The sequence below is a fragment of the Marinisporobacter balticus genome, assembly GCF_004345705.1.
GTDB classification, from domain to species: Bacteria; Bacillota; Clostridia; order Peptostreptococcales; family Thermotaleaceae; genus Marinisporobacter; species Marinisporobacter balticus.
This window is the reverse complement of the sequence record NZ_SLWV01000017.1, coordinates 1-16,782: the sequence shown is the minus strand read 5'-3', so window position 1 is coordinate 16,782 and position 16,782 is coordinate 1. Positions and strand designations below refer to the sequence as shown.

Sequence of the window (16,782 nt, the reverse complement as noted above, 5' to 3'; positions counted from 1 at the left end):
CCTCTATAAAAAAATTATGCGCGATCAAATGAAGCATCTATAATAGATTCTTTTAAAGGTTCTCCGCCTTTTATATGTTTTTTTACAATTTCGCGCCCCTTTTCCCCATCTACTTTTCCGTAAAGAATCGGGTTTTGACCAGGGATATTTAACTGCACAATGGGCTCGCTGTGACAATAGCCAATACAACCTACTGGAATGATTTTTACATTTTCAAGATTTTCCTTGGACACTTGATCTACAATTGCACTTAAAGTTTCTCGTGCCCCCGATGCAATGCCGCAGGTTGCCATACCCACTAAGACTTCTATTTGGTCGCCACTTTCTTCTCCATGTTCTCTTAAATTCACTTTTTTTAGAGATTTTTCCCGAATTTTTTTCAATTCTTCTATGGATTTAATTTGCATGCTGCTACCTCCTATTTACGGTAAGTATCAATAATCGTATCTATATCATCCGTTTTTACTCTGCCATATACTTTGCCATCAACCATAACTACTGGTGCCAGTCCACAGGCACCGATGCAGCGAACTTCTTTTAATGTGAAAAGGTCATCTTTTGTTGTTTCGCCTGATACGATTTCGAGTTTTTCTTTTAATTGATCTAAAATTTTATCTGCACCCTTTACAAAACATGCAGTACCCATGCATACACTGATGGAATGCTTTCCTTCAGGTTTTGTTGTAAAATAGGAGTAAAAACTTACTACACCAAAAACTTCAGCGCCAGGAATACCGAGTTTTCTTGCTACAAAGAGTTGTACATCTCTTGGAAGATAGCCAAATAGATCCTGCGCTTTGTGAAGCACTTCGATGAGGGTGCCTTTTGTTGATTGAAAGCTATCAATATATTTTTCTAATGCATCAAATTTTTCTTTTGGTAAATCATTTGCCATCATGTCACCTTCCTTTCTAAAAGATTTTAGATATATCTTTGTATAATGTTCCCGAATGGGTATGAGATCATGCATATTTCGTTAATAATCATAGTAAATTGAGAATGGACGACGGTATGTTTTGTGGGATTGACTTTGTATTTTCACATTGATAACATGATAATATAAATATAATTATTTTAAATAATCATAAGGAAATGGTATGAGATGAGTAAAATCAATGAAAGAAAAAGAATCAGAGAGATTGTTTCTGTTTTTGTAAAACATGGCATAAAAAAGGGGAGAATGAATCCAGAAAAGGCAAGACAAGCGCTGGAAGAATTAGGACCCACCTTTGTGAAAATAGGGCAAATATTGTCCACACGTCCGGATGTTTTGCCGGATGAATATATCCATGAGTTTGAAAAACTACAAGACCGTGTAAAAACAGAGAAATATGAAGATGTAAAAGCAATCATAGAAAAAGAATTAGGAAGTGCTATAAAAAATCTGTTCGCGCATTTTGACCCAGAGCCCATTGCATCTGCTTCTATGGCGCAAGTCCATTTGGCATGCACAGAAAACGGTGAACAAGTTGTCCTAAAAATTCAACGACCTAATGTAAAGGAAGCCATGCTTAGTGATATTGCACTATTAAAAAGACTTATGAAAATTGGAAAATTTGTACCTCAAAAGCATGTGATTGATTTTCAAGAAGTAGTGGATGAATTAGGGCGGACCATGCAACAGGAATTAGACTTTTCTAATGAAGTGAAAAATATTGAACATTTTCATAAAAACCATAAAGAAGCAAGCTATATTATTTGCCCAAAGGTATATAAGGAATATACTACTTCCAATATATTAGGGATGGAATATATAAAAGGGATAAAAATAAACAATGTTGACGAACTCAAGAAGAAAGGATATAACCTAAAAGATCTAGCAAAAAAGCTTGCAGATAATTATGTGAAACAAATCTTTAAAGATGGTTTTTTCCATGCAGATCCGCATCCTGGAAATATATTTATTTGTGACAAGAAAATTGCGTATATTGATTTTGGGATGATGGGTTTTTTAGATAAAAATATGAAAAATAAGCTCAATGATTTATTATACGCAGCAGCAACAAGAGATGTAGAAGCCCTAACGCAAGGGGTCTTAAGAATGGGAATAAAAAAAGGAGAAGTTCATATAAAAACCCTTTATTCTGATATTGAGGAGATTTATAATAAATATGTGCAAGAAAGCTTACAAGATATTGATTTTCCGCAGCTCTTAAATGAAATGTTCCATGCAAGTAAAAGGAATAATATTGCTATGCCTAAAAATATGACACTGTTTTTAAAAGGGATGATGACGATTGAAGGGATAGTAGCAAAACTTGATCCAGATATGGATATTATGGATGTGGCGATACCTTATATAAAGGAATATTTTATTTTAAAAAGAAATTATAAACAAGACCTAATTGACCAATTAGAAAATATTTATCAATTATCAAAATATGGATTAAAAATTCCTATTAAGACATTAGAGCTAATCAATAGTGCGTTAGGTGGAAAACTTAAAGTTCAAATAGAACATAAAAATCTAGAAGAAAGCATCAATCAGTTAAGCAAAATGACAAATCGAATCGTATTTGCTCTGATTATGGCCTCTATTGTGATTGGATCATCACTTGTCATTACTGCAAATGTAGGACCCAAAATCTATGACATTTCATTTTTTGGACTTGTTGGTTATTTAAGTGCAGGGATTATGGGAATATGGATTTTGATTTTGATTCTTAGAAATGAGAAGATGTGATTTGAAATAAAGATCATGATTTAGTATAATGAGAAAATGAAGATTAAAATAGAAGGAGGGAATAAGGACAATGGGAATTAAGAGATTTGAAGGTACAGGGAGAATGAGCCGTGCAGTAGTACATAATGGAACCGTTTATTTATGTGGGCAGACTTGTAGTGATGAGGATAAAGATATAAAAGAACAAACAAAAGTTGTATTAGAAAAAATTGAAGCGTTGCTTGATCAATATGGATCAGATAAACAGCATATACTTTCTACAACCATTTACATAAAAGATATGGCATTGTTTCAAAATATGAATGAAGTTTGGGATGCATGGGTTGAAAATGGATTTGAACCTGCAAGAGCTTGTGTGGAAGCTAAAATGGCAAGAGAAGAAATTCTTATTGAGATGTCTGTTGTTGCAGCTGTGAAGTAATATAAATGCAATTAATATACAAGAGGACAATATCTTGGTTGTACTTTTACTAATTATTTCTATAAAACACAAGAATTACACACTTGTAATTGCAGGATATATATGATATATTAGTATATGTTCCGTAAAACATGGGAATGCTCATTAAAATATAATAATGTATCACGTATATGGAGAGATGACCGAGTGGCTAAGGGGCACGCCTGGAAAGCGTGTAAGGCTGTAAGGCCCCGCGGGTTCGAGTCCCGCTCTCTCCGCCATTAGAAAAGTTTATAAAGTTTGCTGTGCTAGATGGGGAGGTAGCGGTGCCCTGTAACCTGCAATCCGCTATAGCAGGATTGAATACCTATGGGCGGTCTGTTACTGTGAAGTCTGCCCTGTATAAGTGGCGATGAAGATTGGGTCCTGCGCAACGAGAATCTGTGAACTCCGCCAGGTTCGGAAGGAAGCAACGGTAAGCAGACACTCTTGTGTGCCGTGGGGGAGCCTGAACCGAGTTAACTGTACAGGTTACGTTTGTAGTAGTTTATCAACCATAGGTGCACAGCTTTACATAAGCATTTGACATGTAGGTTTCTCTACATGTTTTTTTACTTATATAAGTAAAAAAACATATTGAGTGATAAAATAAATTATGAAAATATAATGAAAAAGTGAACTGGTTATTATTTTATAGATGAATGAATAATAAAAAAAATAGTATATGAGGAATAAATGGTATTTATTAAGATGATACCGAAGGACTTATAGATACTTAATAAATCCTAGTAAAAAATTTAGAATAGATCTATACAACTTTGTATATGGAAAGTAGGTGGCATAAATGGGATATGTGGCTATTTATAGAAAGTGGAGACCGAAAGTTTTTGAAGATGTAGTAGGCCAAGATCATATTACACAAACTTTAAGAAACCAAATAAAAAATGATAATATTGCCCATGCCTATTTGTTTTGTGGTACAAGAGGAACGGGGAAAACATCTACAGCGAAAATATTAGCGCGTGCTGTAAATTGTTTAAATCCTGATGATCATAATAATCCTTGTAATACATGCGAAATTTGTACTGGGATTCAGCATGAGAGTATTATGGATGTGGTAGAAATCGATGCGGCTTCCAATAATGGTGTAGATGATATTAGGGAACTTCGAGAGAATGTAAAATATCCACCTACAAAGGGACGCTATAAAGTATATATTATTGATGAGGTACATATGCTCTCTACAGGGGCTTTTAATGCGTTGCTTAAAACCCTTGAGGATCCCCCTTATTATGTGATATTTATTTTGGCTACAACAGAACCGCATAAGATTCCTGCAACAATTCTTTCACGGTGTCAGAGGTTCGATTTTAAACGTGTAACGGAAGAAGATATTGTGAAGAGAATGAGCTATATTTGTGGTCAGATGCGTATAAAAGTGGAAGAACGTGGATTGAAATTAATTGCTAGAAATGCAGATGGAGCTCTTCGTGATGCTTTAAGTATATTAGACCAATGCGTATCTTTTGGGGTAGGGGAAATTACGTATAAAGATGTGATTGATATACTTGGAGTTGTCAGTGATTCTTTTTTATTCAGCTTAGTTGATTATATTGTAGATAGAGATGTAAAAAACGCCATAGAATTGATTGAGGAATTGGTGGCTTCGGGAAAAGACATACAACAATTTATCAAAGATATGATTGAGCACTACAGAAATCTTATGATGACAAAGGTGTCAAAAGAGCTAAAAGGACTTATTAATCTCTCGGAAGAAAATATTGAGCGTTTAATGACTCAAGGGAAGAACGTGCAAATGAATACAATTATGAGAACGATTCGAGAATTGTCTCAAACGTCAGTAGATGCCAAATGGGCAACACAACCGAGAATACTTCTAGAAGTTGCTGTTATAAAACTATGCCAACCTATGATGGATCAATCTGTTGAAGGATTAATAGAACGAATTGAAATTTTGGAGAAAAGGATTCGATCTGGGGAAATAAATATACAAAAGCATGGTGCTGAAGAGAAAAACAAAGAAGAAAAAGATATAAAGCAAGAAAATAGTATAAATGAGAAAACGCCAAAGCAAAAGTTTACTCCTGCAAACTTTGATGGATTGAAAAAAGGATGGAATCAAATCCTACAAGTCATAAAAAAAAGAAAAATTTCTATATACGCTGTACTTATAGAAGGACAACTTGTGAAGGTAGAAAAAAATGTTTTGGTGGTATCTTTCAAAAGTGGCTTTGGATTTCATAAAGAAGCAGTGGCTAAGAGTCCATATAAAGAATTTGTTGAAAGTGTCATTGCAGAGATGGTGGGACAAAAGGTTCACTTAAAGTGTGTTATGGAGGATGAATTGGAGAATCTTCCTGTTGAGGAAAAAAAGGATTCATCTCAAGAAGATATGGAAGCAAAAAAAATTATTGAGATGTTTGGAGAAGGGCTAGTTGAAATTTTAGAGGACTAAAATAAGGTTTTGTAATGATTCGATCTATATATGGAAAATATATATGATATAATATACTATGATAAAGGCGTAATAGGGTTAAGGATGTTTAAAGTGATTTAAAATACATATACATGAAATGAATGAGGAGGAGATTAAAATGGCAAAAGGGAAAGGTAAAATGCCAATGATGCCTGGAAATATGAACAATATGATGAAACAGGTTCAAAAGATGCAAAAACAAATGGAAAAAACGCAAGCAGAATTAGAAGAAAAAGAAGTAGAAGCTAGTGTGGGTGGTGGCGCTGTATCTGTAAAAGTAAATGGAAAAAAAGAATTGTTAGATGTAGTGATCAAGCAAGAAGTTGTTGATCCAGATGATATAGAAATGCTTCAAGACTTAATTATGGCTGCCGTTAATGAAGCGCTAAGAAAAGCAGATGATATGATGAATTCTGAGATGGGAAAAATTACAGGGGGCATGAATGTTCCAGGATTATTTTAAATCAATGCCGAGCCTTAAGGCTCGGCTCTTTTAGTATAGGAGAGAGGTGAGTAAAATGAATTATTATGCTGCGCCTGTGGCGAGACTGATAGAAGAGTTTTCAAAACTTCCGGGTATAGGGAGAAAAACAGCACAACGATTAGCTTTTCACGTATTAAATATGAGAGAAGCAGATGTAGTGAATCTATCAGAATCGATTGTAGATGCGAAAAAGAAAATAAAATATTGTTCTCAGTGCGGCAATATGACAGATATAGATCCGTGTAATATATGCAGGAATACACAAAGAGATAAAAGGTTTATATGCGTAGTTGAAGATCCGAGAGATGTTGTTGCTATGGAAAAAATAAGAGAATTTAAAGGAATTTATCATGTTTTACATGGTGCGATATCCCCTATGGATGGAATAGGACCAGAAGAGATTAGAATTAAAGAATTATTGATAAGGCTTCAAAATGATGAAGTGGAAGAAGTGATACTCGCTACAAACTCAACGATAGAAGGGGAAGCGACCGCTATGTATATCTCAAAGCTCGTAAAACCTTCAGGCATAAAAGTCACAAGAATCGCGCACGGTATTCCTGTGGGGGGAGATTTAGAATATGCTGATGAAGTGACTTTATCTAAGGCGTTAGAAGGTAGGCGGGAAATATAGTAATAAAACATAGATGTATAATTCAAAGGTGTTGGGGGTTAAAACTTTTCTTGTAAAACTTTTAAATAGATTGAATATTTGAATTATTTGATTTGTTCAAAATTCACTTGAAATAATCAATGCGCTTTGATATAATACTATTATAAAATTTCAAATTAGACCTTATTTATTTAGGTGCCCAAAGCATTAGCGTAGATAAGGCTCGTATGATTATTAGATTAATCGACGAGCCTTTTTATTTTGTCCAAGAGAATTGTACTATACATGAGATAGATGAATATATTTTTATAGATAGATTGATAAAAAATGTTCAAATACACGGGGACGACGAACGATAAAGAATTCAAATAAATTATCAATTTTGGTATGGAAATAAATGATAATGAAAATTGAAATAAAAATAAAAGGGAGGAAGAAGTATGATTACAAATGGTTTTACGTATCTAGCATTTATTATTTTATTTGCCAGCCTTATTGTATTGGCAGAGAAAAAAAGTAAAGGAAAATTTTTTGAATATGTTCCAGCTATTGTATTATTATATTTTGTAGTAATGTTGCTCTCAACGTTTAAAGTATGGCAGAAAACAGATGATGTGAATATGTATTATAAGTTAGTAAAAGGTAATTTGTTACCAGCTATGATATTTTTAATGTTGTTAAGATGTGATTTGAGACAAATTATGAAACTAGGACCCAAAATGTTATTAGGATTTTTTGCAGCTTCTTTTAGTATCGGAGTAGGATTTATTATTTCCTATGGGATATTTAAAGGCATGTATGAATCAGATACTTGGAAAGCTTTTGCGGCTCTTGCAGGAAGTTGGATGGGTGGAACAGGAAATATGGCAGCCATACAAGGGGCGTTGAATGTATCAGATGCAAGTATGGGATATACCCTTCTTATTGATTCTATCGATTATTCGATATGGGTTATGCTATTACTTGCGTGTGTACCTTATGCAAAAAAGTTTAACAAATGGACGAAAACGGATACGCGTATAATTGATGAAGTAGGAGAACAACTAGCAGCTTCAAGTGAAGAAACTAGAAAAAATATTGAATTTCTTGATTTGATATTGTTACTAGGTTCAAGTTTATTTGTATCTGCGATGTCACAGGCTATGGCACAAGTTTTACCGCAAACAACGTTTCTTTCTGCAACGACATGGGCTGTTATTATAGCTACACTTGCAGGGGTTATCTGTGCAATGACATCTCTTGGAAAAAGACCCGGATCCTCTCAAATATCAAATGTTATGCTATATACAATTGTTGGATTGATTGCTTCAAGAGCAAATTTTGCAGAATTAACACAAGCGCCGCTGTATATCACTGCAGGATTTGTAATTTTGGGGGTGCATGCTATTGTATTGGCTGTAGTAGCTAAAATATTCAAATTAGACTTATTCACATGTGGTGTAGCGAGCCTAGCGAATATAGGAGGTGTAGCATCAGCACCTATATTAGCCGCTGCATATAGTGAAGCCTTGATTCCTATAGGCGTTTTAATGGCTATGATGGGATATATCATAGGAACTGGTGGCGGTCTTTTGATAGGGAAAATTCTTTCTGTCATGTAAATAATTTAAGGAGATTAATTAAGATTAATATGGTATAGTAGGTATAAGATATAAGAATAGAAGTGGATGTTTTTATGTTTAAAAGGCTACGATATAAACAATGTTAAGATAAGGATGATTCGTATGTATAATAAAAATACGGTGTATATCATAGGACATGGAAAGACCAATATTGACAATGCTATTACAGATCAATTTAAGATATTTTTTATTGGTTTCGTAATAGATACGTTGACGGATGAAGTAGTAGATGCAAAAGCGAGTGCAACAATAGAAATTACATCGGAATTTATAAGCAGTATTTTCATAGGAAAAACATTTGATTCGATTGATGTTGCTGTAGAACAAGAGATCAAAAGAAGATATTTTGGCTCATCCCAAAGAGCGATTATTATTTCTTATAAAGATGCTGTTAGAAAATATAAAGAAGTAAAGGAAAAATACTATTCTTAAATTGTACTGCTTTATTTAATGGATATATTATGATGTGACGTAATATATTTACCTAAATGAAATCCAGTATAAGCAATCTTCTATTGCTTATACTGGATTTTTTACTTAAATTTATGATGGAGGGATTTATAATGAAAATAACAGATATTAAAATAGGATTTATTTCAGTGCCATTAAAAACACCCTTTAAGACAGCCCTTAGGACAGTAGAGGCTGTAAATGATATTATCGTAAAGATAGAAACTGATACAGGGCATGTGGGATATGGGGAGGCTCCTCCTACAGGTGTTATTACTGGAGATACTACTGGAGCTATTGTTGGGGCTATTGAAGACCATATCAAAAAGAACTTAATAGGTAGAGAAATAGAAGAGATGGAAGAAATGATGAAAGTGATAGATCGTTCTATTGTAAAAAATAATAGTGCAAAAGCAGCAGTAGATATAGCAATTTATGATTTGTATGGGCAACTTTATCATGCACCTATTTATAAACTTTTAGGAGGATATAGAAAGGAAATCACTACGGATATAACCATAAGCGTAAATGACCCTGAAGAAATGGCGAGAGATAGCATAGATGCTGTTAATAGAGGATATAAAACTTTGAAAATAAAAGTGGGTAAAAATACAGCACTAGATATTCAACGAATTAAAGCTATTAGAGAGGCCATTGGCTATGATATAGATATTCGAATAGATGCAAATCAAGGATGGAAGCCTAAAGAAGCAATACAGATATTGAGAAAAATGGAAGATATAGGATTTAACATAGAATTTATTGAACAACCAGTTGCTGCACATGATATAGAAGGTCTTAAGTTGGTGACGGATCATACCAATATTCCTGTATTGGCTGATGAAAGTGTATTTTCGCCAAAAGATGCGATGCACATCATTCAAACGAGAGCGGCTGATTTGATAAATATTAAACTTATGAAAACGGGCGGTATTTACAATGCACTTAAGATTTGCTCTATTGCAGAAATGTATGGCATAGAATGTATGATAGGTTGCATGCTTGAAAGTAAAGTTAGTGTTACAGCGGCAGCGCACTTAGCAGGTGCAAAATCTATTATTACGAAGATCGATCTTGATGGACCTGTATTGTGTAAAGAAGATCCAATCACAGGAGGCGCTATATTTGATGAATATAAAATTACATTAACAGATGAACCAGGGTTTGGATTTAAAAATATTGATAAAATAAAGTGGAAATGAATATAAGTTAAAAAATATAAATACATCCCTAAAATTTAAAACGTTAGTATGAGCCCTTGTCTATGTGTATATCTAATCCAAAATATGGATATAATACATATAAATAGGTAATGGGGGTAATGATATGCGTCAAAGGATGAATCGTTCTGGAAGAAATATTAAGAGCGAAAATGGTTTTTTTGATCGAGTAGGCAGCTTTTATGCGCAGGTTGTGAATGGTGAAGATATACGAACGGAAGACGATAAGATTGTAGATACCATAAAATCAGCCCATGAAGAATGGAGAAATGCAGAAGAATTCTTTCAAAGTGCAACAGATCCAGACTTAATAGATTATGCTATATATAGAGTAGAGGCTGCTAAAACCAGATATGCTTATCTTATGAAAATAGCAAGAAAAATGGGTATAAAATCCAATATGCAGTAGATAAAAGGCAGGGTGCTCATGAAGACACCTGTCTTTTTCTATGTTTTTTCTTAGTGTTGTAATATTTGGGGTACAAACTTTATATAATGAATTATAATGAAAGGTTTTATGAATAAATATTAGGAGGGATTTGTGGTGGGAATGGGAATAGAATTAAATATTATTTTAGCTTATGCATTTGGATTGATTTTACTATATATCGTAGGATATATATTGTTGATACCTATAAAATGGACTATGAAATTGATGTATAATGGAATAATTGGTGGAATTGTGCTGATTCTTCTTAACTTAATAGGTAGTTTTTGGAATATACATATTGCCATTAATCCTATTACTGCTTTGATCGCGGGAATATTAGGTGTGCCAGGGGTTGTTTTGATGGTGGTGCTACAATATTTGCTGTAGGATGGAAAATATAATGCAGTAGATCGAAAAAATTTTAAAATATAAAAGGTGGATATTTGACCATGAAAAGTTATTACAATTTATGGATTGAAAGCTACTTTTTTATTGTATACAAAGTGTGTTGACATGAATTCTTCGATCTGTTATACTATGGAATAAGCGCTGTAGCAATATAAAAAGTGCAATACATACTAAATATTTAGATGGTGTTATAGTTCTAGAATAACTATACTAGTACAGATATACGATTATACTATTGTGATATAACAGCTTGTGATTTATGCAATAGTGTGTTTTATGTGCTCCAAAATTACTTGACAATCCATCTTTTTTGAAAGGTAAAAAAGATATACGCGAGAAATAGATAAAAAACTGGAAAAATTCCGAAAAATATAATAAAATGTTAAAAGAAGTTACTACAAATATAAAAATAGCATTAAAGGGGGAATTAAAGTGTCAAAAAAAATGAAAACAATGGATGGGAATACAGCTGCTGCTTATGTATCTTATGCATTTACTGATGTTGCAGCAATTTACCCGATTACACCATCATCAAACATGGCTGAATTTGTTGATGAATGGGCTGCTAGTGGACAAAAAAATATTTTTGGACAAGAAGTACAAGTTACAGAAATGCAATCAGAAGCAGGAGCAGCAGGAGCAGTACATGGTTCTCTTGCAGCAGGCGCATTAACTACAACTTATACAGCTTCACAAGGATTGTTACTTATGATTCCGAATATGTATAAAATTGCAGGTGAATTATTACCTTCAGTATTTCATGTAAGCGCACGTGCGCTAGCGAGTCATGCACTATCTATATTTGGAGATCATTCAGATGTTATGGCAACAAGACAAACTGGTTTTGCAATGCTTGCATCTGGAAGTGTGCAAGAAGTTATGGATTTAGGAGGCGTTGCACATTTAGCGACGATCAAATCTAAAGTACCATTCACGCATTTCTTTGATGGATTTAGAACTTCACATGAAATTCAAAAAATCGAAACAATAGATTATTCAGAATTTGCAAAGCTTGTAGATTATGATAAGGTGAAAGAATTTAGAAATAATGCATTAAATCCAGAACATCCAGTTACTAGAGGAACAGCACAAAATCCAGATATTTTCTTCCAAGCAAGAGAAGCCTGTAACAAATATTATGATGCAGTTCCAGATATTGTAGCAGATTATATGAAAGAAATCAGCAAAATTACTGGAAGAACATACAAGCCTTTTGATTATGTAGGTGCACCAGATGCTGAAAATATTATTATTGCAATGGGTTCCGTAACAGATGCGATTGAAGAAACAATTGATTACTTATTAGCGAAAGGCGAAAAAATCGGTTTAATCAAGGTAAGATTATATAGACCATTTAGTGAAAAATATTTCTTTGATGTATTCCCAAGTACAGTGAAGAGAATTGCAGTACTTGATAGAACAAAAGAACCAGGTTCCCTAGGAGAGCCACTATATCAAGATGTACGTACATTATTCTATGATAAAGAAAATGCACCGATGATTGTGGGTGGTCGTTATGGATTGGGTTCAAAAGATACAACGCCTGCACAAGTGAAAGCAGTATTTGATAATTTAAAAGAAGCTACGCCTAAAAATGGATTTACATTAGGAATTGTTGATGATGTAACCAATACATCTCTTGAAATAAAAGAAAAAATTACAACGGCTCCAGAAGGAACAATCAGATGTAAGTTCTGGGGATTGGGTTCTGACGGTACAGTAGGTGCAAACAAAAACGCTATTAAGATTATCGGAGATAACACAGATCTTTATGCACAAGCATATTTTGCATATGACTCTAAAAAATCTGGTGGGGTAACTATTTCTCACTTGAGATTTGGTAAAAAACCGATTAAGTCTACATACTTAATTAGTGAATCTGATTTTGTATCTTGTTCAACACAAGCATATGTAAATCAATATGATATGTTAGCTGGCTTGAAAGATGGCGGTAAATTCTTACTTAATTGTCAGTGGACACCAGAAGAGTTGGAAGAAAAATTACCAGCATCTATGAAGAAATACATTGCAGCGCACAACATTGATTTCTATATTTTAAATGCTACAGATATAGCTGTAGAAATTGGACTAGGAAATAGAACAAACATGATTATGCAATCTGCATTCTTTAAACTAGCACAAGTAATTGACATAGATGATGCAATAACATATTCAAAAGCAGCGATTACAAAAACATATGGTAAAAAAGGTGAAAAAATTGTTAGTATGAATCATAAGGCTGTTGAAAAAGGGATTGATGCATTAGTTAAGATTAATGTACCGGCTTCATGGGCAAATACAGAAGCAGTAGAAGAAGCAGCAGCAACAGCAACAGCAAGCGTAGAAGAACCAGACTTCATTAAAAATGTATTAAGACCGATCAACGCACAAGAGGGAGACAAGCTTCCTGTAAGTACATTTGTAGGAAGAGAAGATGGAACATTCCCAATGGGTACCGCTGCTTATGAAAAGCGTGGCATCGCAGTAAATGTTCCAGAATGGCAGATGGATAAGTGTATTCAATGTAACCAATGTTCATTCGTTTGTCCACATGCTGCAATTAGACCAGTATTATTAACAGAAGAAGAAGTGAAAAATGCACCAGAAACTTTTGGAATTAAGAAAGCTACAGGTAAAGGATTTGAAGGCTTAGCATATCGTATGCAAGTAAGTTCGCTTGATTGTACTGGATGTGGAAACTGTGCTGACATCTGTCCGGCAAAAGAATCAGCATTGATTATGAAGCCACTTGAAACACAAACAGAAGCGGAAGTTGCAAACTGGGATTATGCAATGACTGTTTCACATAAAGCAAACCCAACGAAGAAAGAAACTGTAAAGGGAAGTCAGTTTGAGCAACCACTTCTTGAGTTCTCAGGAGCTTGTGCGGGTTGCGGAGAGACACCATATGCTAAAGTAATTACGCAATTATTCGGAGATCGAATGATGATTGCAAACGCTACAGGATGTTCTTCTATTTGGGGAGCTTCAGCACCAGCTACACCATATTGCACAAACCATGAAGGTAAAGGTCCTGCTTGGGCAAACTCACTGTTTGAAGATAATGCTGAGTATGGATTAGGTATGGCGCTTGGTATAAAACCTATGGTGAAGAAATTAGAAAAAGCAATGAAGGAACTTGTTGCATTAAATGTGTCTGAAGAAGTAAAAGCACCATTCGTAGAATGGTTAGAAGGAAAAGCAGATGCAGAAGCTTCTAAAGCTGCTGCAACAAAAATTCTTTCAACATTAGCATCAAACAATGTGACGGATGAAGAAGCGAAAGGTCTTTTAGCACAAATTGAAGAACACAAAGACTTCTTAATCAAGAAATCTGTATGGATTATTGGTGGAGATGGATGGGCAAATGATATTGGTTATGGTGGACTTGATCATGTACTTGCATCAGGAGAAAATGTAAACGTATTGGTATTCGATACAGAAGTTTACTCAAACACTGGTGGACAGTCTTCAAAAGCTACACCAACAGCAGCTGTTGCGAAATTTGCGGCATCTGGTAAGAAAGTGAAGAAGAAAGACCTTGGTATGATCGCTGCAACTTATGGCTATGTATATGTAGCACAAGTAGGTATGGGTGCAGATAAGAATCAATTCATGAAAGCAATCACAGAAGCTGAGAGCTACGATGGACCATCTCTAATCATCGCATATGCGCCATGCATCAACCATGGTATTAGAGAAGGAATGGGAAGAGCTCAAGCAAATATCAAACAAGCAGTAGATTGCGGATACTGGCATTTATATAGATTCAACCCAATGTTAGCAGAAGAAGGTAAAAATCCATTTACATTGGATTCAAAAGAACCAACAGCAAGCTTTAGAGAATTCTTAAATGGACAGGTAAGATATACTTCTCTTGCAAAGGGATTCCCAGAAACAGCTGAGGGACTATTTGAAAAAGCTGAAAAAGATGCGAAAGAAAGATATGAAACTTATAGAAAAATGGCAGAAAAATAAATTAAAAAAGGTGCGTAGCTAAGAGCTACGCACCTTTTTTAATTTATAAATATTTACTTTAATAAAAGAGAAAAAAACGAATATATATAATTATAGGATGAAAAGAAAAGGAGGAAAACGTATGGGTAAACCGATATTGGAGGTAGAAGAAAGGAAGAGAACAAAGAAAAAGGCATTAAAAAAACTAAGAAAAAATGGGTTTGTACCAGCTGTTGTTTATGGAAATGCCAAAGAAACGAAACAAGTTCAGGTAAATAAAAGAGAATTAGACAAGATATTGAATCAGTATAGCGTTGGTTCAAGTATAAATTTTCATATTGGAAATGAGATGAGACCGGCTATTATAAAAGATATTCAAAGACATATTACGAAATTGCATGTTTTGCACATAGACTTACAAGAGTTAGATGAAGATAAAAAAGTAAAAGTGAAAATACCTATATATTTAACGAATAAATCAGTTGTAGAATCAAGTACATCTGTAATACAGCAACAAATGACAGAATTAGAAATACAAACTTATCCATCATATCTTCCACAATCTATAGAAGTTAATGTATCTAACATGCAATTTGGAGTGCCTTTAACAGTGGGTAAATTACAAATTTTCACCCATTCACATATTGAAGTGTTAAATGAGTCGGAAGAAATTATAGCTTTACTTACTACAGCCACTAGATTGGAAATGAAAGAAGAAGATTCAGAAAGCTTGTTAAATTAAGTAAATTAGATAAACAACACCCAAATTTGATTTTAAGTTGTTTATCTATACGAAGAAGAGAAATAAGACATACGATAAAAATATACCCCTTCAAATAAATTAGTGAATGTCAGTATATAAAAAAAGTGGATTGGAGATACTGACTACTAGATTGAATGAAGGAGGTATGTTTTTTATGTTGCAATCTAATGTTCGTGCGGATATAAGAGGAGCACTTGGGTCTAATGCAAGTCATCGTGTAAGAAATATTGGACATGTTCCAGGGGTGGTATATGGACGAAATTTAGATACAAAGTGTATTGAGATCGATACAAAAGAAATGGATAAAGCACTTAGAAGTTATGGAACAAATGTACTTGTAGATTTACAGATAGGTTCAGAAAAATATACAACCTTGGTTAAAGATGTTCAAAGGGATCCCTTAACAGGGCATTTGGTACATATAGATTTTCAACAAGTTTGTCAAAATGAACGAATTCATACAACAGTACCCATTAAACTAATAGGGAAAGAAAAAGTAGAATCAAGTATAAGTGTGATACAACAGCAATTAAGAGAAGTACATATTGAGTGTTTGCCAAATCATATTCCAGAGAGTGTAGAAGTAGATGTATCGTTGTTATCATCTGGAAATCCTCTAAAAATAGCAGATGTAGAGTTTGGTGAAGAATTGAGTATACTAAATGAACCCTACGAAATTGTTGTAGCGCTTACAAGAGCAGAAAGAATAGTAGAAAGTAGTGACGAAGAAGAAAATTTATTTGAAAAGGTTATAGAAGGATTTAAGGATATAAAGTAGGCAAATTTATTTGCCTACTTTAATAATATAGATTTTCTAATTAAATATTTAATCTATGATCATACTCTTTATTTTGAAAAAAAGTATGTTATATATGTAATATTGACTAGCGTATTTTCTTGTGGGATAGTACCAATTATGCTAGTTAAAAGGGATTTACAATAAAAAATAAATTACTAGTTGACAGGTGATGATCAATATGATAACATATATCTTGTTGCTGCTGATGCGAAGTTATGAAATGAAAAGTAGTAACAGAAAAAGTTGTTGACAAACGCATTGAAAAATGATAAGATAGTTAAGTCGCCAATCGGCGTTGAAAAATAAAATTTGATCTTTGAAAACTACACAGTGTAAGAATTTAAGCCAGCACTTGACTTGTGTCAAGTACAATAAGTTCTAAGAACTTAAAGCAATAATGAGCAATGAACTTTTTATTTTGAGCAACGGAAATTATGAACGATAGTGAATAATTTC

15 protein-coding genes, 1 tRNA gene and 1 other RNA gene are annotated in these 16,782 nt (G+C 33.8%); 15 read left to right on the top strand and 2 right to left on the bottom strand.

Annotated elements, in window-relative coordinates; all coding sequences use genetic code 11:
* Nucleotides 1-14: 14 nt before the first annotated feature.
* Together EV214_RS11820 and nuoE are read right to left on the bottom strand one after the other, a co-directional pair.
* Complete coding sequence (locus tag EV214_RS11820) at nt 15-407, bottom strand: (2Fe-2S) ferredoxin domain-containing protein (protein ID WP_207669683.1); 393 nt, start codon at nt 405-407, stop codon at nt 15-17.
* Between the two features lie 11 nt (nt 408-418).
* A complete protein-coding gene (gene nuoE, locus EV214_RS11815) occupies nt 419-895 on the bottom strand; it encodes an NADH-quinone oxidoreductase subunit NuoE (protein WP_243116638.1) in 477 nt (158 codons plus the stop codon).
* A gap of 207 nt (nt 896-1,102) precedes the next feature.
* Between nuoE and EV214_RS11810 the strand changes: the two genes are divergently transcribed.
* The 15 genes from EV214_RS11810 to EV214_RS11740 all read left to right on the top strand — a co-directional run bounded on the left by EV214_RS11810 (nt 1,103) and on the right by EV214_RS11740 (nt 16,305).
* Complete coding sequence (locus EV214_RS11810) at nt 1,103-2,683, top strand: ABC1 kinase family protein (RefSeq protein WP_132246029.1); 1,581 nt, start codon at nt 1,103-1,105, stop codon at nt 2,681-2,683.
* 70 nt (nt 2,684-2,753) lie between these two features.
* Nucleotides 2,754-3,104, top strand: coding sequence for a RidA family protein (locus EV214_RS11805; RefSeq protein ID WP_132246027.1), 351 nt, complete (start codon nt 2,754-2,756; stop codon nt 3,102-3,104).
* A 172-nt stretch (nt 3,105-3,276) separates the two neighbouring features.
* A tRNA-Ser gene (locus tag EV214_RS11800) sits at nt 3,277-3,364 on the top strand.
* Between the two features lie 22 nt (nt 3,365-3,386).
* Nucleotides 3,387-3,651: signal recognition particle sRNA large type (ffs, locus tag EV214_RS11795), an RNA gene on the top strand.
* 276 nt (nt 3,652-3,927) lie between these two features.
* Nucleotides 3,928-5,559: a DNA polymerase III subunit gamma/tau gene (gene dnaX / locus EV214_RS11790; RefSeq protein ID WP_132246025.1), complete on the top strand. Its 1,632-nt coding sequence runs from the start codon at nt 3,928-3,930 to the stop codon at nt 5,557-5,559.
* 139 nt (nt 5,560-5,698) lie between these two features.
* A complete protein-coding gene (locus EV214_RS11785) occupies nt 5,699-6,043 on the top strand; it encodes a YbaB/EbfC family nucleoid-associated protein (protein WP_132246023.1) in 345 nt (114 codons plus the stop codon).
* Nucleotides 6,044-6,098: 55 nt separating this feature from the next.
* On the top strand, nt 6,099-6,698 hold the full coding sequence (recR, locus tag EV214_RS11780; RefSeq protein ID WP_132246021.1) for a recombination mediator RecR: 600 nt from the start codon (nt 6,099-6,101) through the stop codon (nt 6,696-6,698).
* 419 nt (nt 6,699-7,117) lie between these two features.
* On the top strand, nt 7,118-8,278 hold the full coding sequence (locus EV214_RS11775) for a DUF819 family protein (RefSeq protein WP_132246019.1): 1,161 nt from the start codon (nt 7,118-7,120) through the stop codon (nt 8,276-8,278).
* A 123-nt stretch (nt 8,279-8,401) separates the two neighbouring features.
* A complete protein-coding gene (locus EV214_RS11770; protein WP_132246017.1) occupies nt 8,402-8,731 on the top strand; it encodes a DUF3870 domain-containing protein in 330 nt (109 codons plus the stop codon).
* A gap of 131 nt (nt 8,732-8,862) precedes the next feature.
* Nucleotides 8,863-9,951 carry a dipeptide epimerase gene (locus tag EV214_RS11765; protein ID WP_132246015.1) on the top strand — a complete coding sequence of 363 codons (1,089 nt, stop codon included), beginning with the start codon at nt 8,863-8,865 and terminating at the stop codon, nt 9,949-9,951.
* 124 nt (nt 9,952-10,075) lie between these two features.
* A complete protein-coding gene (locus tag EV214_RS11760) occupies nt 10,076-10,378 on the top strand; it encodes a YaaL family protein (protein ID WP_132246013.1) in 303 nt (100 codons plus the stop codon).
* A gap of 141 nt (nt 10,379-10,519) precedes the next feature.
* A complete protein-coding gene (locus EV214_RS11755) occupies nt 10,520-10,786 on the top strand; it encodes a pro-sigmaK processing inhibitor BofA family protein (RefSeq protein ID WP_132246135.1) in 267 nt (88 codons plus the stop codon).
* A gap of 453 nt (nt 10,787-11,239) precedes the next feature.
* Entirely contained in the window at nt 11,240-14,785 is a 3,546-nt protein-coding gene (gene nifJ / locus EV214_RS11750) for a pyruvate:ferredoxin (flavodoxin) oxidoreductase (RefSeq protein ID WP_132246011.1), read from the top strand.
* Nucleotides 14,786-14,906: 121 nt separating this feature from the next.
* Nucleotides 14,907-15,506, top strand: a complete 600-nt coding sequence (locus tag EV214_RS11745; RefSeq protein ID WP_165916348.1) for a 50S ribosomal protein L25 — start codon at nt 14,907-14,909, stop codon at nt 15,504-15,506.
* 175 nt (nt 15,507-15,681) lie between these two features.
* Nucleotides 15,682-16,305: a 50S ribosomal protein L25 gene (locus EV214_RS11740; protein WP_165916347.1), complete on the top strand. Its 624-nt coding sequence runs from the start codon at nt 15,682-15,684 to the stop codon at nt 16,303-16,305.
* Nucleotides 16,306-16,782: the final 477 nt, after the last annotated feature.